Below are 18,011 nucleotides of genomic sequence, written 5' to 3' on the forward strand. Positions count from 1 at the left end.
CCTTCTTCGTTACGCAGCGTGGTTGGGATGCCGGTGCGCCGAACGCTGTCGGGGCCGGCGGCCGCCCGGCGCACGAGAAGGACCGGTATGACCGGCGGATACCGGACAGGACGCCGCCGGCGGTGGCCGGTCCACGGCGGTCACCACCGTCCGCGATATCGCCGCCGGACAGCCCGGGACCACATCCGCACTCTCGCCGTTCTCGGCCTCACGCGACCGTGCAGGCGAGGCTCGAAAGGCCCTGAGCCCTGGGTCGTCCGGACGGTGAGTTCGCCGGCGCCGTGATGACCGGCGCCGGCGCGGGCGCCGTCGGCCCTGCGGGCGGCGGTTCGGCGGCGAGTCCCGGCCGTACGGGCGACACGCGGGAAATGCCTCGCGTCGGGCCGGTGGTTCCATGAAGGGTGGGGTCATGAAGGGCGGAAACGCGGACGGGCCGCACGGGCGCGGCAGGGCGGCGGTCCCGCTTGTGGCCCTGGTCACGGACAATGGGCCCGTGCGCTACAGCATCCTCGGTACCACTGAGGCACTCCGCGACGACGGCACGGCCGTCACCATCGGCGGGGCGCGGCTGCGCGCCCTGCTCACCGTTCTCGCGCTGCGGGCCGGCCGGACGGTGCCCGCCACCGTGCTCGTCGACGAGGTGTGGGGCGGGGACCCGCCCGCGGACGCGCCGGGCGCCCTCCAGGCACTCGTGGGCCGGCTCCGGCGGGCGCTCGGCCATACGGCGGTCGCCTCGGCGGAGAGCGGCTACCGACTGGCCGCCGAACCGGACACCGTCGACCTGTACCGGTTCGAACGGCTTGCGGGGGAGGGGGCGCGGGCCCTGGAGGAGGGTGATCCGGCAAGGGCCGTGAGCATCCTCGAAGACGCGCTGGGCCTGTGGCGCGGGCCGGTCCTCGCCGATCTCCCGGACCGCCGCACCGTCGCGGTCCGCTGGACGGCCCGGCGGCTCGACGCCCGCCGCACCCGCCTCACCGCCGCGCTCGCCCTCGGCCGGGCCGAGGAGATGCTGCCGGAGTTGGCCGCGCTCTGCGGCGAGCACCCCCTCGACGAACCGCTCCAGCTACTGCGGCTGCGGGCCTTGCGCGACGCCGGACGTACCGCCCAGGCGCTGGCCGCGTACGAGGAGGTGCGCACCGTGCTCGCCGACCGGCTCGGCGCCGACCCGGGAGGCGAACTCACCGCCCTGCACGCCGAGTTGCTCCGCCAGGAACCGGCGCGCCTGGCCGTCCCGGCGACCCCGGCCGCCCGGCCTCCGAGCCCCGGCCGCCCCGCCCCCGCCATCCCGCACGGCAACCTCCGGGCCCGGCTCACCAGCTTCGTCGGACGGGAGAGCGACATCGACGCCCTGCGCGGCGATCTCTCCCGGGCCCGGCTGGTCACCCTGCTCGGCCCCGGCGGCGCGGGCAAGACCCGGCTCTCCCAGGAGGCCGCCGAGTCCGTCGGCTCCGCCGCCTGGCCGGACGGGATCTGGGTGGCGGAGCTCGCGCCGGTCGACGATCCGGGATCGGTGCCGGAGGCCGTCCTCACCGCGCTCGGCGGCCGGGAGATCGTGCTGCGCGGTGCGGGCGCCGAGGAGCTCCGGGCCACCGAACGGGGCGCGGGCGAACCGCTCGCCCGGCTCGTCGAGCACTGCTCCGGGCGCCGCATGCTGCTGCTTCTGGACAACTGCGAGCACGTCATCGAGGCCGCCGCCGCCCTCGCCGACCATCTGCTGGCCCGCTGCCCGGAACTGACCGTCCTGGCGACCAGCCGTGAACCCCTCGGCGTACCGGGCGAGTTCGTCCGGCCCGTCGACCCGCTGCCCGAACCGATGGCGCTGCGCCTGTTCGCCGACCGGGGCGGCGCCGCACTCTCCGGCTTCCGGACCGACGCCGACGAGCAGACGGCGGCGGCCGTCGCCGAGATCTGCCGTCGGCTGGACGGGCTGCCGCTCGCCATCGAGCTGGCCGCCGCCCGGCTGCGGATGCTGAGCCCGCGCCAGATCGCCGACCGGCTGGACGACCGGTTCCGCCTGCTGACCACCGGCAGCCGCACCGTGCTGCCGCGCCAGCAGACCCTGCGGGCCGTCGTCGACTGGTCCTGGGACCTGCTGGACGAGGGCGAACGCACCACCCTGAGACGGCTGTCGGTCTTCTCCGGCGGCTGCACCCTCGCCGCCGCCGAGGCGGTCTGCGCGGACCGGCCGCAGGACTCGTGCGATCTCGCCGGGGTGCTCGGCTCACTCGTCGACAAGTCCCTCGTCGTCGCCGCGCCCGGCGGGGACGGAGGGATGCGCTACCGCCTCCTGGAGACCGTCGGTGAGTACGCCGCCGAACGGCTCGACGAGGCGGGGGAACGGGACGCCGTCGAACGCCGGCACCTCGTCTTCTACCGGGAGCTGGCCCGTACCACCGACCCCGAACTCCGGGGCGCCGGACAGCTCGCCGCCCTCGAACTGATCCAGCGCGAATACGAGAATCTGCGCACCGCCCTGCGGCGGGCGGTCGCCGCCCGCGACGAGCAGGAGGCGCTCTGCCTCGTGCTCTCGCTCGCCTGGTACTGGCAGATGCGTGATCTGCGCAGCGACGGCCTGCAGTGGGCGAAGGCCGCCGCCGCACTCGGTCCCGACCCGTTCGCCGGGCCCGCCCGCCTCGCGCCCTCCCTCCATGAACGCTGTATCGACGCGCCGCCGCCCATGGGCCCCGAGCTGCTCCGGGAGGCGCGGCGTGAGGTGGCGCTGGTCCAGCTGGCCGGCATGGACGAGGCGATGGACTTCTGGTCGAAGGAGCCCGGCATGGCGCGGTTGCGGGTCATCGCCGCCACGTACCTGCCCGGCCAGCCGCAGACCTGCCGCAGCCCGGGTTCGCTCTGGTTCTTCGCCGTCATCTTCACCGGTGTCATCTCGGACGTGCGTGAACTGCTGGACGAGAGGGTCCGTGCCTCCCGGGAGTTCGGATACGACTGGGAGCTGGCCTCCGCGCTCCAGGTGCGTGCCAACATGCTGGCCAACCGGTCGGACTGGGCGGGCGAGGCCCATGCGGACGCCGACGAGAGCCTGGAGATCTTCGGTCGTCTCGGCGACGACTGGGGCGCGGCGGAGGCGCTCTCCGCGCGCGGTGAGGCCAACGAGAAGGTGGGCGACTACACCCGGGCGGCCGAGGACTACCGGGCCGCGATCGGTTACGCGGAGAAGCTCGGCGCCCGGTCCCAGGTGCTGGTGCTCCGTACCCGGTACGCCGCCGCACTGACCGAGCTCGGCCGCGGCACGGAAGGCGAGGCGATCTTTCGGGATGTGCTCCTCGAGGGGCGGGGCGTGGGGCACGAAGGGACGGCGTTCGCCCGGTTCTTCCTCGCCCTGTGGCTGGGTATGTCCGGCCGTACCGCCGAGGCTCGCGAACAGCTCGCCGTGATGCGTGAGGAATTCGGGTCCACGCACATAGTGCTCTCCGACGCGTTTCTGCTGGGCGGCGAAGCCTGGCTGGACAACCAGGACGGGCTGTACGCCGACGCCCTGGCCCGGATCCGGGAGGGGATGAAGCGGACCGAGGACTGGTTGTGGCAGATGGTGGCACCCCATATGCGCGTGCTCCACCTGGTCACGGTGGCGCGGGCGTTGGGCGGGCTGGGCGGGGAGCGCAGGGCCCTCCTCTCGGCGCGGCTGCTGGGCGCCGGGCAGGCGCTGATGCCGGACGGGCACGTGCCGACGGCGATGGAGCGGGGCAACCGCGCCGCGGCCGAGGAGTTGGCCCGCGGTGTTCTCGGGGCCGGTGCCTACGAGGCCGCGTACGCCGAGGGCGGTGGCCTCTCCCTGGAGGAGGCCACCGCCCTGGTGCTCGCGGACGCGGATGAGTAGAAGTCAGGACTTCTTGCGGAACTTGGACACCGCGAGCGGGGCCATCACCGCGGTGATCACCACGGTCCAGCCGAGCGTCAGCCAGACCGAGTGGCCGAGCGGGCCGCCCATCATCAGGCCGCGGGCCGAGTCGGCCAGGTTGGACAGCGGGTTGTAGTCGGTGAACGCCTGGAGCCAGCCGGGCATCGTCTGCGGCGGGGCGAAGATCGAGGAGCCGAACTGGAGCGGCATCATGACGAGCATCCCCATTCCCTGGACCGCCTGGGACGTCTTCATGCTCAGACCGAGCAGGATGAAGATCCACATGATGGCGGCGCCGAACGCGGCCGCCAGGCCGATCGCGCCGATCAGCCCCAGTACCGAGCCGTGCAGCTGCATGCCGAGCGCGAAGCCCATGCCCAGCAGGATCAGGGTGGCGACCATCATCCGGCCGAGCTCGACCACGATCTTGGCGATGAGCACGGAGGACCGGGCGATCGGCATGGTGCGGAACCGGTCCATGACCCCCTTGCGGAAGTCGTCGTTGACACCGCTGCCGACGGCCATGGCGATGTTCATGCCCATCATCGCCATCAGACCGGGGATCAGGTAGTTCAGGTACTCCTGCCGGCCCCCGCCCATGCTGCCGCCGACGGAACCGCCGAAGACGTACACGAACAGCAGGACGAAGATCACCGGCATCAGGAGCGCGTCGAACATCGACTCCGGATCCTTCTTGATCTGGAGCAGATTGCGCCGCACCAGCGCCCCGATGTGCCGCAGGTTGTTCCGCAGCCCTATCCCGCCCTCGTCGTGGACCTTCGCGGCCGGGGCGGCGGACGTCGTGCCGGTGGGGGCGGGGGTGGGCGTCAGAGTCGTCGTGCTCATGCCGCGACCTCCTGGGGAATCGTCTCGGTCTCGGTGACGGTGGCCTTGCCGCCGGTGATGGCGAGGAACACCTCGTCCAGGCTGGGCAGCGCGGTGGCGACGTGCGCCAGCGAGAAGCCCCGGGTGCCGAGCAGGCCTATGACGGCGGTGAGCTGCTCGTCGCTGAGGATCGGTACGTACAGCAGTCCCTCGTCCGGGACGGCCTGCGCGCCCGCGACGCCGTCGAGACCGGCCTCGCGCAGGGCCTGCGCCATCGCGGCCAGTTCGGCGGGGTCGGAGGGGCGGATCTGCAGGGTGCGGCCGCCGACCTTGGCCTTCAGCTCGTCGACGCCGCCGCGGGCGATGATCCTGCCCTGGTCGATGACGGTCAGCTCGCTGGCGAGCTGCTCGGCCTCTTCCATGTACTGGGTGGTGAGCAGCACGGTCGCCCCCTCCGCGACCATCCTCTGCACCTCGTCCCAGACCTCGTTACGGGTACGGGGGTCGAGCCCCGTCGTCGGCTCGTCCAGGTACAGCACGGCCGGGCTGCCGATCATGGACGCGGCCAGGTCCAGCCGGCGCCGCATGCCGCCGGAGTAGTCCATGGCGGCCTTCTTCGCCGCGTCGGTGAGCGAGAAGCGCTCCAGCAGCTCGTCGGCGCGCGAACGGGCCTTCTTGCGCGGCAGGTCGAGCAGCCGCCCGATCATGTAGAGGTTCTCCCAGCCGGAGAGCTTCTCGTCGACCGAGGCGTACTGCCCGGTCAGGCCGATGGTGCGGCGCAGCTGGCGGGGCTGGCGGACCACGTCGTAGCCCGCCACGACCGCGTGTCCGGCGTCGGGCAGGATCAGGGTGGAAAGGCAGCGTACGAGAGTGGTCTTGCCGGCGCCGTTGGGGCCGAGCACGCCGAGGACGGTGCCCTCGCGTACGTCGAGGTCCACGCCGTCCAGAGCCTTGGTCGAGCCGTAGTGCTTGACCAGTCCCCGTACCTCGACGGCGTTTCCGCCGCTCCTGGGGTTCTTGTCGATTCGCGTCATGTCCACTATCAGAACAGCCGCCACCGACAGCCCACCGACAAGCGGCCGACAGCCCGCCGATGGGGGAAGCCGGCGGGCTGTCGGTGGTGCCGGAAGTGGTCGTCCGGCCGGTGGATCCGGTCAGTGGAAGGTGTGCTCCGGTGCCGGGAAGGTGCCGCCGACGACCTCGTCCGCGTACGCCTTGGCGGCGTCACCGAGGATCTGGCGCAGGTCGGCGTACTGCTTGGTGAAGCGCGGCACCTTGCCGCCGGTCAGCCCGACCATGTCGGTGTAGACCAGCACCTGGGCGTCGGTGTCCGGACCGGCGCCGATGCCGACGGTCGGGATGTGCAGGGTGCGGGTGACCTCGGCGGCCAGCTCGGCCGGTACGAGCTCCAGGACGACGGCGAACGCGCCCGCGTCCTGCACGGCCTTGGCGTCGCGCAGCATCTGCTGGGCGGCCTCCTCGCCGCGGCCCTGCACCCGGTAGCCCATCGCGTTGACGGACTGCGGGGTCAGGCCGATGTGGGCCATCACCGGGATGCCGGCGTCGACCAGGAGCTTGATCTGCTCGTGGCTGCGCTCGCCGCCCTCCAGCTTGACCGCGCCGACCCCGGATTCCTTGATGAGCCGGGTGGCGTTGCGCAGGGCCTGGACCGGGCTCTCCTGGTAGGCCCCGAAGGGCAGGTCGGCGACGATCAGGGCACGCTTGGTGCCCCGTACGACGGCGGCGGACAGAATGGCGATCTCGTCCATCGTGACGGGCACGGTGGTCTCGTAGCCGAGGTGACAGTTGCCCATCGAGTCACCGACGAGCATGACCGGGATGCCGGCCTCGTCGAAGACGGACGCGGTCATCGCGTCGTAGGCGGTGAGCATGGGCCACTTCTCGCCGCGCTCGGTGGCGGCGGCGATGTCGTGGACGGTGACGCGGCGGTTGCTCTTTCCTCCGTACAGCGCCTTGCTGCTGTCGGCGGGGGCTCCCGCGGTGGGTGTGGCGGACTGGTTGTGCGCAGCCTGAAGCGACATTGCCAACGGCTCCTTCGTCATCTCGAGGCGCCCTGACGGCGTCCCCGGATTTCTTCCATGGTGGCATCCCGGAGCGGGCCACGGGAAGTGGGCCCGCGCATCGGCCTGGCACCGGGTGCCATTTCGCCCGGTAAAGACTTTCCAATACGAGACGGTCTCGTATCGAAATGAGGTTAGGCTTTCCTTCATGTCCATACCGTCCGGCGCTCCCGCCGTCGTGCCCCAGGTCCCGGAGGCGGTCCACCGCCGCCGCTGGGCGATTCTCGTTGTCCTGATGTTCAGCCTGCTCATCGTGGTGCTGGACAACTCGATCCTCAACGTCGCCGTCAAGACGATCGCTTCCCCCGCACCCACCGGACTGGGGGCCACCCAGAGCGAGCTGGAGTGGGCGATCAACTCCTACACCCTCGTCTTCGCCGGACTGCTCTTCACCGCAGGTCTGCTCGGCGACCGCATCGGGCGCAAGAAGATGCTGCTCCTGGGCATCGTGCTCTTCGGTATCGGCTCGGCCTTCGCCGCCATGTCCGGCTCGCCCGGCGAACTCATCGCCTGGCGCGCCGTGATGGGCTTCGGCGCCGCCTTCGTGATGCCGGCCACCCTCGCCGTCCTGATGAACGTCTTCGAGCGCGACGAGCAGCCCAAGGCCATCGGCATCTGGGCGGGCAGCGTCGGCCTCGGCATCGCGATCGGCCCGATCACCGGCGGACTGCTCCTCGAACACTTCTGGTGGGGCTCGATCTTCCTGGTCAACGTGCCCGTCGTGATCATCGCGCTGATCGCGATGCTGATCCTCGTACCGGACTCCAGGGACCCGAAGCCGGGCCGCCTGGACCCGCTCGGAGTGGTGCTCTCCATCATCGGCCTGGTGCTGCTGGTGTACGGGATCATCCGCGGCGGCGAACTCGCAGACTTCACCGACGTCTCGGTACTCCTGCCGGTCATCGGCGGACTCGCCGTCCTGGTGGTGTTCGTCCTCCACGAGAAGCGCAGCGCCAGCCCGGCCATCGACATCACGTACTTCAGGAAGCCGGCCTTCTCCGCCGCCGTCGCCGCCATCGCGCTGGTCTTCTTCGCGCTGATGGGCGTGACGTTCTTCTCCGCCTTCTACATGCAGAGCGTGCGCGGCTGGACCGCCCTCCAGTCCGGGCTGCTGATCCTGCCGCTGGCCATCGCCCAGATGGTCTTCGCGCCCAGGGCCCGGCTGGTGGTCGCACGGTTCGGCGCCCGCGCCGTCTGCACCGTCGGCATGCTGATGGTCGCGGCCGGACTCGCGGCGTTCGCGCTGTTCGACGCCGACACCCCCGTCTGGCTGATGTGTGTGGTCTTCTTCGTGCAGGGCACCGGCATGGCCCATGTGATGCCGCCGGTCACCGTCGCCGTCATGCAGGCGCTGCCGCGCGAGAAGGCCGGCTCCGGCTCCGCCGTCAACAACACGTTCCGGCAGGTCGGCGGCGCGCTCGGAATCGCCGTCCTCGGCTCCGTGCTCTCCGCCGTCTACCGGAGCGACATCGAGAGCCACCTCGGGGCGCTCCCGGCCGCCGCCAGGGACACCGCGGCGGAGTCGATCGAGACGACGCTCGGCATCGCGGAGAAGATGGGGCCGAAGGGCGCCCCGCTGGTCACCGCCGCGCACGACGCGTTCCTCGGCGCCATGCACGTCACGGCCATCAGCTCGGCGTTCGTCGCCCTGCTCGGGGCGATCGTGGTCGCGCTGTTCCTGCCGGGCCGTACGCCCGCCGCGCAGCCGCCCGTCCCGGGCGGCGCCCAGGACGATCCGACGGTGCCCGCACCCGCGGCACGCTGACACCGGAACGGGCCGGTCCCGGGGGGATGCCGCCGGGACCGGCCCGTTCGGGGAGAATCGGGGGCGGCGAAAGGTGGTTTCACGTGCAGGCTCAGGCAGCGGACCGGGACGAGCGGGCCCCGGGCGAGCGCGACCGCGACCCCGGTGAGGAGCAGGAGCCCCGCCGAGGGCGTCCGCGCAGCGCGGCTGCCGAGCGGTCCATCCTGGACGCCGTCGTCGAACTGCTGGAGGCCGGCGAGCCCCTGGCCGGCCTGTCCATCGAGCGGATCGCCCGCACCGCCGGGGTCGGCAAGGCCACCATCTACCGGCGCTGGGCCGACAAGGAGGAGCTCTTCGTCGACGTCCTGCGCGACATCGAGCCCGCGGAACCCGACGTCTCCGGCACGGCGGGCCTCGGGGACCTGCGCGTCCTGCTGGAGTCGATGCGCAGACGCGGACTGGCCCAGCGCTCCTCCGTACTCCTGCACAACGTCTTCGCCCAGATGAAGAGCCACCCCCGGCTCTGGGCCGAGTACCAGTGCACCGTGATAGCGCCACGCCGGGCCGCCATGCTCGCGGCCGTCCGGCGGGCCGTCGAGGCCGGTGAGCTGCGCGGCGACACGGACGTGGAGCTGATGGACGACCTGTTCGTCGGACCCATGCTCGTACGCACCATCCACCGGCCCGACGCGCCGCTGCCCGAGGACCTCACGGACCGCATCATCCAGCTGCTGGTCGAGGGGGTCGGGCCGCGCCCGCCGGGCGGCACCGCCCACCGGGGCTGACGCGCCCGGACCCCCACGAGTGTGATCGTTCTGTCACAAGCCCCCGCAGACCGCCTCCCGCCGGAACCCGCCGCGCCCCCTCGTTCGTCCTGGTGGCAGTACGGCCGTCGTCGACGGCGGGAATCGCGTCGCTCATCGCCTAGGGTCGTTGGCGCGGCGATGTGCACGGCAAGGCAGTGAGGACAGCGCGATGGTGCAGGCGTACAGGGCGGACACCGGAAACGGCGGCGGAGGACCGCAGCCCACCGGCCCCCGCTTCCGGGACCTGCGCGACAGACTGAGCGACAGGCTTGGCCGGCTGGCCCGGGACCGGGGCATCTGGCGGCGCGGACTGGTCCTGGCCGGCTGCTCCGTCCTGCTGACCTTCGTCATGCTCCTGCACTCCCACATCCCGAACACCATCGGCAACCTGGGCAGCCTCACCGAGACGTTCCTGCCGTGGATCGCCGTCTTCGTACCGGTGCTGCTCGTCCTGGGCCTGGTGCGGCGCTCCGCGACCGCGCTGATCGTGCTCCTGCTGCCGGTCATCGTCTGGTTCAACGTGTTCGGCGGACTGCTCACCGACAAGTCCGGCGGCGGCGGCGACCTCACCGTCGCCACCCACAACGTCAACGCGGACAACGCCGACCCCGCGGGCACCGCCCAGCAGGTGGCGGGCTCCGGGGCCGACGTCATCGCCCTCCAGGAACTGCCCGCCGGCAAGGTGAAGACCTACGAGTCGGCGCTCGCCGGGCGCTTCCCGTACCACTCGGTACAGGGGACCGTCGGCCTCTGGAGCAAGTACCCGATCAGCGACACCCGCCCGGTGGACATCAAGATGGGCTGGGTCCGGGCCATGCGGACCACCGTCACCACCCCCAAGGGCGAGGTCGGCTTCGTCGTCGCGCACCTGCCCTCGGTCCGGGTCAAGCTGCACGCCGGTTTCACCGCGAACCAGCGCGACCAGAGCGCGGACGCGCTCGGTGAGGCCATCGCGGACGAGGGGCTCGACCGGGTCGTCCTGCTCGGAGACCTCAACGGCACGATGAACGACCGCTCGCTTAACGCGGTCACCTCCCAGATGCGCTCCACCCAGGGCGCGGCCGGTGACGGCTTCGGATTCAGCTGGCCCGCCTCGTTCCCGATGGCCCGGATCGACCAGATCATGGTGAAGGGCGTCGACCCGGTGTCGTCCTGGACGCTGCCCGCGACCGACAGCGACCACCTCCCGATCGCCGCCCGCGTCAAGCTCTGACGTCACGGTCCGTTTACTTCCCGGCATAAACCATCTGAGAGTATTTGTTCCGATCAGAGACCGAGGCCGACCGGCGATGGAGCCGGTCCGCTGTCGCGTGCTCCGCCGCCCTTCGGAAAGGTCTCTCCTCATGCCCCTGGCTCTGCTCGCACTCGCAGTGAGCGCCTTCGGCATCGGTACCACGGAGTTCGTGATGATGGGCCTGCTGCCCGATGTCGCGGACGATCTCGGCACCTCCGTCCCCACGGCGGGCTATCTCGTCTCGGCCTACGCGATCGGTGTGGTCCTCGGCGCCCCGCTGCTCACCGCCCTCGGCTCCCGCGTGCCGCGCAAGCGGATGCTCCTGCTGCTGATGGCGCTCTTCACCGTCGGCAACCTCGCCTCCGCGTTCGCCCCCGGCTTCGGCTGGCTGATCGCGGGCCGGATCCTGGCCGGGCTGCCGCACGGCGCCTTCTTCGGCGTCGGCGCGGTCGTCGCCGCCCGGCTGGTGGCCGACGGGCGCCAGGCGCGGGCCGTCGCGACGATGTTCCTCGGCCTGACCGTCGCCAACATCGTCGGAGTGCCCGCCGCCACGCTGCTCGGCCAGCACCTCGGCTGGCGCGCCACGTTCCTGGTGGTCGCGCTGATCGGGCTGGGCGCGATGGCCGCGCTCGCCCGGCTCGTCCCGCAGATCCCGGTCGAGGCCCACCAGGACGTCCGCCGGGAGCTGCGCGCCCTGGGCAACCGGCAGGTGCTGCTCGGACTGCTCACCGCCGTCTTCGGCTTCGCCGGGGTCTTCGCCGTGTACTCCTACCTCTCGGCGATGACGACGGAGGCGATGGGCTTCAATGAGTCCTCCGTGACGCTGGTGCTGGCGCTCTTCGGCATCGGCATGACCCTGGGCGCGCTCGCCGCGGGCCCGCTCACGGACCGGGCACTGCGTCCCACGCTGTACGGATCGCTGGGCGTGCTCGCGGTCGTCCTGGTCGTCTTCCCGTTCGCCGCCCATGTGCCGTGGGCCGCGCTGGTGATGGTGGTGCTGCTGGGCGGGGTCGGCTTCATGACGACGACGCCGCTGCAGATGCTCGTCATGAACAAGGCCAAGGACGCCCCGACCCTGGCGTCCGCCTCCAACCACTCCGCGTTCAACCTGGCCAACGCGGGCGGCGCCTGGCTGGGCGGTGTGGCCATCGCGGCAGGCTGGGGCTGGACGTCCCCTGCCCTGGTCGGCGCGGTCCTCGCCGTGGCCGGCCTCGCGGTGGCGGTCACCGCGGGCGTCCTGGACCGCGACCGCACCCCGTCGAGGGTGGTCGCCAGGGCCACGCCGACGGCCGAGCGGACCCCGGCACCCTCAAGCCCGTCCGGCGATTGAGGACAAACCCCCAGCCGGACGGGCCCGAAGCCGAAACCCCACCCCCCGGCGTCAGCCGGACTCGCGCCACCGGTTCGTGATCGGCAGCCGCCGGTCCTTGCCGAAGCCCTTGGGCGAGATCTTCGTGCCCGGCGGATACTGCCGCCGCTTGTACTCCGCCGTGTCCACCATCCGCAGCGTCTTCGCGACCAGCGCCGCGTCGAACCCGGCCGCGACGATCGCGTCGAGCCCCTGGTCCCGGTCGACGTACAGCTCCAGGATCCGGTCCAGCACGTCGTAGTCCGGCAGCGAGTCCGTGTCGACCTGCCCCGGGCGCAACTCCGCGCTGGGCGGCTTGGTGATGGAGGCCTCCGGGATCGGCGGGGTCTGCCCGCGCTCCTCCGCGGCCCGGTTGCGCCACTTCGCCAGCCGGAAGATCGCCGTCTTGTAGACGTCCTTGATCGGCCCGTACGCGCCGACGGAGTCCCCGTAGAGCGTCGAGTAGCCGACCGCCAGCTCCGACTTGTTGCCCGGAGCCAGGACGATCTGGCCCTCCTGGTTGGAGACGGCCATCAGCATCGTGCCGCGCAGCCGCGACTGGAGGTTCTCCTCGGCGAGGCCGGTGAGCCCCAGAGACCCCATGTACGCGTCGAACATCGGCTCGATCGGCACGGTGCGGAAGTTCAGCCCGGTGCGCCGAGCCAGCTCGGCCGCGTCGCCCTTGGAGTGGTCGGAGGAGTACTTCGACGGCATCGAGATGCCGTAGACGTTCTCCGCCCCCAGCGCGTCGCAGGCGATCGCCGCGACCAGCGCCGAGTCGATCCCGCCGGAGAGCCCGATGAGCACGCTGCTGAAGCCGTTCTTCGCGGCGTACGCGCGCAGGCCCACGACGAGCGCGGAGTACAGCTCCTCGTCGTCGTCGAGCCGGTCCGCGTACCCGCCGGCCAGCTCCGCCTCGTACGGCGGCAGCGGCTTCTCGGAGAGGACCACGTGGTCGATGCGGAGCCCGTCGTTCACCACGCCGGAGGGTGCGTCGGCAGCGGCGGCCGGCAGGTCGAGGTCGATGATCACGCTGCCCTCGGCGAACTGCGGCGCACGGGCGATGACCTCGCCCCGCTTGTCGACGACGATCGAGTCGCCGTCGAAGACCAGCTCGTCCTGGCCGCCGATCATCGCCAGGTAGGCCGTCGTGCAGTCGGCCTCCTGGGCCCGCTTGCGGACCAGTTCGAGCCGGGTGTCGTCCTTGTCCCGCTCATAGGGCGAGGCGTTGATCGAGAGCAGCAGTCCGGCCCCGGCGGCCCGCGCGGCCGGCACCCGGCCGCCGTCCTGCCAGAGGTCCTCGCAGATGGCGAGCGCGACATCGATCCCGTGCACCCGCACGACGGGCATCGAGTCGCCCGGCACGAAGTACCGGAACTCGTCGAAGACGCCGTAGTTGGGCAGGTGGTGCTTGGCGAAGTTCAGCGCGATCCCGCCGCGGTGCAGCACCGCGGCGGCGTTGCGCGGGGACCCGGCGGGCTGGCCGTAGCGCGGCGCGGCGGCCTCGGAACGGTCGAGGTATCCGACGACGACCGGCAGCTCCCCGAAGCCCTCCTCGTCGAGGCGGGCGGCGAGCGCGCGCAGCGCGTCGCGCGACGCCTCGACGAAGGAGGACCGCAGGGCCAGGTCCTCGACGGGGTAACCGGTCAGCACCATCTCGGGGAACGCCACCAGGTGGGCGCCCTGCTCGGCGGCGTGCCGGGTCCAGTGGAGGATCGCCTCGGCGTTGCCGGCGAGGTCACCGACGGTCGAGTCGATCTGATTCAGTGCGAGGCGTAGTTGAGGCACGCCGCCCAGTGTAATCGTCTGACTGACGCGATGTCCTGGCGGGCCGCGTAAAAGGCCGCGTGGCCCGCCGGACGGCCCGCCGGGTGGCCGGTCAGCTCCGGTAGCCGACGACCGTCATCATGCCCGCCTCCGCGTGGTAGAGGTTGTGGCAGTGGAGCATCCACAGCCCCGGGTTGTCCGCGTCGAAGTCGACCGTGAGCGTCTGCCGGGGGAGCACGATCGCGGTGTCCTTACGGGCCCCGGACGCGTTCCCGGCCAGCGCGAAGGTGTGCCCGTGCAGATGGACGGGGTGCCACATCGAGGTCGCGTTGCGGAACTCCATCCGGACCCGCTCCCCGGCCTTCACCGGATGGCGCTGGTCTGCGCTGTACGGCTTCCCGTCGAACGCCCAGTCGTACGCGGCCATGGAACCGGTCAGCCTGATCCGCACCGTCCGGTCGGGCTCCTTGGCGGCCAGGGCCACGGACGCGTGCGGGACCAGCCGGTCGGCCGTCACCAGCGAGCCGTCCAGTTCCTTGGGCCGCACGGGGGCGGCGGGCGCAGTCCCGCCCCCGGTCCGCAGCAGTGCCATCGCGGAGACCTTCTTGCCCTCGGCCAGGGCCGTCAGCGGGAACACCCCGTCCCCGGCGGTCACCAGCACGTCGTACCGCTCGCCCATGCCGAGCAGCAGGGCGTCCGTCGTGGTGTGCCGGACCGGGAAGCCGTCGGTGTGCGTGACCGTCATCCGGTGGCCGCCGAGCGCGACGCGGAAGGCGGTGTCACCGCCCGCGTTGATGATCCGCAGCCGGATCCGGTCGCCGGGCCGGGCGCTGAAGGCCGCCGGGTCCTGCGGGGTGCGGCCGTTGACCAGGTAGTACGGGTAGCCGACATCGCCCGCGTCGCCGCCGAGCAGCTTGCTGGTGGCGCCCATCAGCATGCGCGAGGGCCCGGACCCGGCATCGGCCGAGGGCATGTCCTCCATGGCGTGCCCGCTGTGCCCCTTGGTGAGTTCCTGGAGCACCGCGTCGGGGGTGGAGCCGTCCACCCCGTCGAGCCAGTCGTCCAGGACGACGACCCACTCCTTGTCGTACGAGAGCGGCTCCTTCGGGTCCTCCACGATCAGTGGCGCGTACAGCCCTCGGTCCAGCTGGACGCCGGAGTGCGGGTGGAACCAGTACGTGCCGGGGTCCGGCACCGCGAACCGGTACGTGAAGTCCTTGCCCGGCTCGATCGCCCGCTGGGTCAGTCCGGGGACCCCGTCCATGTCGTTGCGCAGGGCGAGCCCGTGCCAGTGCGTCGAGGTCGACTGCGGAAGGTGGTTGGCCAGGGTGAGGGCGAGCGTGTCACCCGCGGTGACCCGCACCTCCTTGCCGGGCAGCCGGTCACCGTACGCCCAGGTGCTGACGGTGTGCCCGCCGCCCAGGTCGAGCCGGGACGGGGTGGCGGTGAGGGAGACCTCGCGTACGGGGCCGGAGCCGCGGCGCTTCTCGGCCGCCGCGACCTCGGGGCCGTCGGGGGTCACGTACCCCTCGGGGGCGGTGGTGCCGGACGGGCCGCCGTGACGCATGCCGGAGTGGTCCGGCATGCCGTCGCCGTCGGAGCAGGCGGCGAGAACTCCGGTACCGGCCAGGGCGATCGATGCGCCGAGCACGGCGCGTCGGGTGTGCTGAGCGGGCATGACTGAGTGCACCTCAAAGATGTTGTCGGTGTGGTGAAAGGCGGACGGGACGCGGTGCGCCTATATCCGCAGTACCGACAGATCGGTGAGGAGGGCCCTGCGCGGCCGTGGCGGGGGAGGGGGTCGCGGGGAGCGCTGTGAACGGGCCGCGGTGTGCCGCGACAGGCCGCCCGCGGGCCGCCGGGCCATCAGCAGCGCGGTGAGCAGGGCGAGGCCCCATACGGACAGCACGGCGAGGCAGACGGCCATCGGATCCATCCCCCGCATCGGCGCGGGACGGTCCGGGTGGTGGGCGTGAGCGTTCACCGCCCGGGTGTCCGCGCCGGCGGACGCCGCACCGGCCATGACCATCGAGTGCGCCGCGTGCGAGGACGGCTGGCCCGCACCCTGCCCGCCGTGCTCCGCCGGGTGACCGACCGTGTGCATGGTGAAGATCCCGAAGAGCAGCGCGGCGAACAGCAGCAGCTGCCCGTACCTCGCGCTCCTCGTCCCGAACATGGCGGCCACCCTACCCCTACCGGGTATATAAACGGCGGCGGCCCGTCACCCCGTGCGGCGGAGGACGAGCCGCTGCCGGCGGCTTGGGGGCCGTGCGGGTCAGTTGCGTGAGTAGACCTTCTCGGCCCAGCCGGCGATCTGGTCGTCCGAGAGGTGCTGCGCGAGATCGGCCTCGCTGATCATGCCGATCAGCCTCTTGTTCTCGACCACGGGGAGCCGCCGGATCCGGTGGTCCTGCATCTCGTGCAGCACGTCCTCCACCTCCGCGCCCGCGTCGATCCAGCGCGGCGTGCCCTGAGCGAGGTCGCCCGCGGTCACCTTCGACGGGTCCTTGCCCATCGCCACACAGTCGACCACGATGTCGCGGTCCGTCAGGATGCCGATCATCCGGTCCTGATCGCCCTCGGCCGAGATGGGCAGCGCGCCGACCTTGTGCTCACGCATCAGCTGGGCGGCGCGGTCGAGGGTCTCGTGCGCCGGGATCCAGGTGACGCCGGTGTGCATGATTTCCTTGGCGGTGGTCATGGGGGATTCCTCCTGCGTGCCGGTGGGCACTGCTCTACGACCCCGAGCGAACCCATCGTGAGGGGCCCGTTCGGGGTACGCGAGCGCTATCACCCATTCGGGTGCATCCGAGGCGTGGGGGAACCTTCACCCCGCCGGTCAGCCGCGGGGCGCGGCCCCGCGCGCGGCCAGCATCTGCGCCATCGCGTCCAGCTCGGACTGCTGGGCATCGACCATGCCCTGGGCGAGCCGCTTCTCCGCCTTCACGGTGCACAGGTCCGCGCAGCCGCGCGCCATGTCGATGCCGCCCTTGTGGTGGTCCGTCATCAGCTGGAGATAGAGGATCTCGGCCTGTCTGCCACTGGCCTCGCGGAGCCGGCCGAGCTCGGTGCGGGTGGCCATGCCGGGCATCAGGGACCCGTCATGGGCCTGATAACCGCCCCCGTGCCCCGACACCCCCTCCATGTCACCCATGCCGTCCATGCCGTCCATGTCGTGCCCGGCGTACTGCCCGTCCATCCAGGCCATCGGCTCCTGCCCGGCGGACACCTTGGGCAGCTCCCACAGATCGAGCCAGCCGAGCAGCATGCCCCGCTGGTTGGCCTGCGTGTTGGCGATGTCGTACGCGAACCGCCGCACCTCCTCGTCCCGCGTACGGTCCCGGACGATGAAGGACATCTCCACGGCCTGCTGGTGGTGGACCGCCATGTCGCGGGCGAACCCGGCGTCCGCCGAGTCCGTCGCGGGCGTGCGCGGGGCGGACCCGGCGGCGCTCGTGTGCTCGCCCGCCCCGTCGTCCCGTGCCGAGGCCACCGTCGCGGCGCCCGCGAACAGCACCGCGAGCGCCACGGCGGATCCGGCCACCCAGCGGGTGCGCCGGGTGCGTCCCGTAACCGTCACGGGGCCTCCAGTCCGCCGGTGCACGACGCGCCCGGCTCGGGCGTCTGCGGCCCCTGCACGTACGCGGAGAAGAACTGCGCCACCCGGGGGTCACCGGCACCGTCCACCGTCAGCTGCTTGCCCCAGGCACTCAGCATGATCGGGGCGGCCTGGTCCTTGTACGGGCTCATCAGCGAGTACGGGGTCTTCCCGACCCGCTCGGCGAGCTCGGCCACGTCCGCGGCCGGGGCCTTGTCCGTGTACGTCACCCACACCGAACCGTGCTCCAGTGAGTGCACGGCGTTCATGTCGGGGATCGCCTTCTTGTATACCTCCCCGTCGCAGTTCATCCAGACGGGGTTGTGGTCACCGCCGACCGGGGGCTTCATCGGGTACGTGACGGTCTTGGTGACGTGGTTGCGGGTCAGCTTCTTCGCGTCCCAGGACTTCTCGCCCTCGATGCCGCTGCCGGCCGCGTCCTTCCCGTCCGCCCCGGACCGCTCCGACGCCTTCGCGTCCGCGGACTTCTGGTCCGCGGAGGCCTCGGACCTGTCCAGCAGCGTGTAGCCGCCGAAGGCGACGAGACCTGCGACGACGACGGCGCCGATGCTTATGGCCGCCACCCGGTTGCGGCGGTCCCGCGTGCGGTCGGCGTTGCGCATCTGCTCTATGCGCGTCCTGCGGTCGTGGCTCTCGTGGCTCATATCGTGGGTCCTTCTGCGAAGGGGCGATGAGGGTCCGGAACGGGCCGGAAATCCGGTGTGCGCAGGGCGGTTGCCGGGCCGCCGCGA

Annotated in this window: 14 protein-coding genes; 5 read left to right on the forward strand and 9 right to left on the reverse strand. The window is 71.8% G+C overall.

Features of this window, described 5'->3' with window-relative positions:
- Positions 1 to 493: 493 nt before the first annotated feature.
- Positions 494 to 3,835, forward strand: coding sequence for an AfsR/SARP family transcriptional regulator (locus tag RLT59_RS28400; protein WP_311306015.1), 3,342 nt, complete (start codon positions 494 to 496; stop codon positions 3,833 to 3,835).
- A gap of 3 nt (positions 3,836 to 3,838) precedes the next feature.
- Here RLT59_RS28400 and RLT59_RS28405 read toward each other — a convergent pair whose 3' ends face one another.
- The 3 genes from RLT59_RS28405 to panB all read right to left on the reverse strand — a co-directional run bounded on the left by RLT59_RS28405 (position 3,839) and on the right by panB (position 6,723).
- The gene (locus RLT59_RS28405; protein WP_311306016.1) at positions 3,839 to 4,702 is read right to left on the reverse strand and encodes an ABC transporter permease; all 864 of its coding nucleotides are present in this window, start codon (positions 4,700 to 4,702) and stop codon (positions 3,839 to 3,841) included.
- Positions 4,699 to 5,715 (reverse strand): efflux ABC transporter ATPase subunit, DrrA-related, encoded by a 1,017-nt coding sequence (locus RLT59_RS28410; protein ID WP_311306017.1) that lies wholly within the window; start codon positions 5,713 to 5,715, stop codon positions 4,699 to 4,701. Before RLT59_RS28410 ends, RLT59_RS28405 begins: the two co-directional genes overlap by 4 nt.
- 120 nt (positions 5,716 to 5,835) lie before the next feature.
- Positions 5,836 to 6,723, reverse strand: coding sequence for a 3-methyl-2-oxobutanoate hydroxymethyltransferase (panB, locus tag RLT59_RS28415; protein ID WP_311306018.1), 888 nt, complete (start codon positions 6,721 to 6,723; stop codon positions 5,836 to 5,838).
- Between the two features lie 187 nt (positions 6,724 to 6,910).
- Here panB and RLT59_RS28420 point away from each other — a divergent pair, with 187 nt between their 5' ends.
- The 4 genes from RLT59_RS28420 to RLT59_RS28435 all read left to right on the forward strand — a co-directional run bounded on the left by RLT59_RS28420 (position 6,911) and on the right by RLT59_RS28435 (position 11,876).
- The gene (locus RLT59_RS28420) at positions 6,911 to 8,527 is read left to right on the forward strand and encodes a DHA2 family efflux MFS transporter permease subunit (RefSeq protein WP_311306019.1); all 1,617 of its coding nucleotides are present in this window, start codon (positions 6,911 to 6,913) and stop codon (positions 8,525 to 8,527) included.
- A gap of 83 nt (positions 8,528 to 8,610) precedes the next feature.
- Positions 8,611 to 9,291: a TetR/AcrR family transcriptional regulator gene (locus RLT59_RS28425; protein ID WP_311306020.1), complete on the forward strand. Its 681-nt coding sequence runs from the start codon at positions 8,611 to 8,613 to the stop codon at positions 9,289 to 9,291.
- Positions 9,292 to 9,481: 190 nt separating this feature from the next.
- The gene (locus tag RLT59_RS28430) at positions 9,482 to 10,525 is read left to right on the forward strand and encodes an endonuclease/exonuclease/phosphatase family protein (RefSeq protein ID WP_311306021.1); all 1,044 of its coding nucleotides are present in this window, start codon (positions 9,482 to 9,484) and stop codon (positions 10,523 to 10,525) included.
- 130 nt (positions 10,526 to 10,655) lie between these two features.
- On the forward strand, positions 10,656 to 11,876 hold the full coding sequence (locus RLT59_RS28435; protein ID WP_311306022.1) for an MFS transporter: 1,221 nt from the start codon (positions 10,656 to 10,658) through the stop codon (positions 11,874 to 11,876).
- Positions 11,877 to 11,927: 51 nt separating this feature from the next.
- On the opposite strand, the gene RLT59_RS28440 is transcribed toward RLT59_RS28435, so the two are convergent.
- The 6 genes from RLT59_RS28440 to RLT59_RS28465 form a co-directional block, all read right to left on the reverse strand.
- Entirely contained in the window at positions 11,928 to 13,682 is a 1,755-nt protein-coding gene (locus RLT59_RS28440; RefSeq protein ID WP_311306023.1) for an NAD+ synthase, read from the reverse strand.
- 91 nt (positions 13,683 to 13,773) lie between these two features.
- Positions 13,774 to 15,339, reverse strand: a complete 1,566-nt coding sequence (locus RLT59_RS28445; RefSeq protein ID WP_311306024.1) for a multicopper oxidase family protein — start codon at positions 15,337 to 15,339, stop codon at positions 13,774 to 13,776.
- A gap of 60 nt (positions 15,340 to 15,399) precedes the next feature.
- Positions 15,400 to 15,837 (reverse strand): DUF6153 family protein, encoded by a 438-nt coding sequence (locus RLT59_RS28450; RefSeq protein WP_311306025.1) that lies wholly within the window; start codon positions 15,835 to 15,837, stop codon positions 15,400 to 15,402.
- Positions 15,838 to 15,936: 99 nt separating this feature from the next.
- Complete coding sequence (locus tag RLT59_RS28455; protein ID WP_024489914.1) at positions 15,937 to 16,362, reverse strand: CBS domain-containing protein; 426 nt, start codon at positions 16,360 to 16,362, stop codon at positions 15,937 to 15,939.
- Between the two features lie 138 nt (positions 16,363 to 16,500).
- A complete protein-coding gene (locus RLT59_RS28460; protein ID WP_311306026.1) occupies positions 16,501 to 17,241 on the reverse strand; it encodes a DUF305 domain-containing protein in 741 nt (246 codons plus the stop codon).
- Positions 17,238 to 17,924 (reverse strand): thioredoxin-like domain-containing protein, encoded by a 687-nt coding sequence (locus RLT59_RS28465; RefSeq protein WP_399126262.1) that lies wholly within the window; start codon positions 17,922 to 17,924, stop codon positions 17,238 to 17,240. The genes RLT59_RS28460 and RLT59_RS28465 overlap by 4 nt, the downstream gene beginning before the upstream one ends.
- Positions 17,925 to 18,011: the final 87 nt, after the last annotated feature.

The sequence above is a fragment of the Streptomyces sp. ITFR-6 genome (genome assembly GCF_031844725.1).
Lineage (GTDB): Bacteria > Actinomycetota > Actinomycetes > Streptomycetales > Streptomycetaceae > Streptomyces.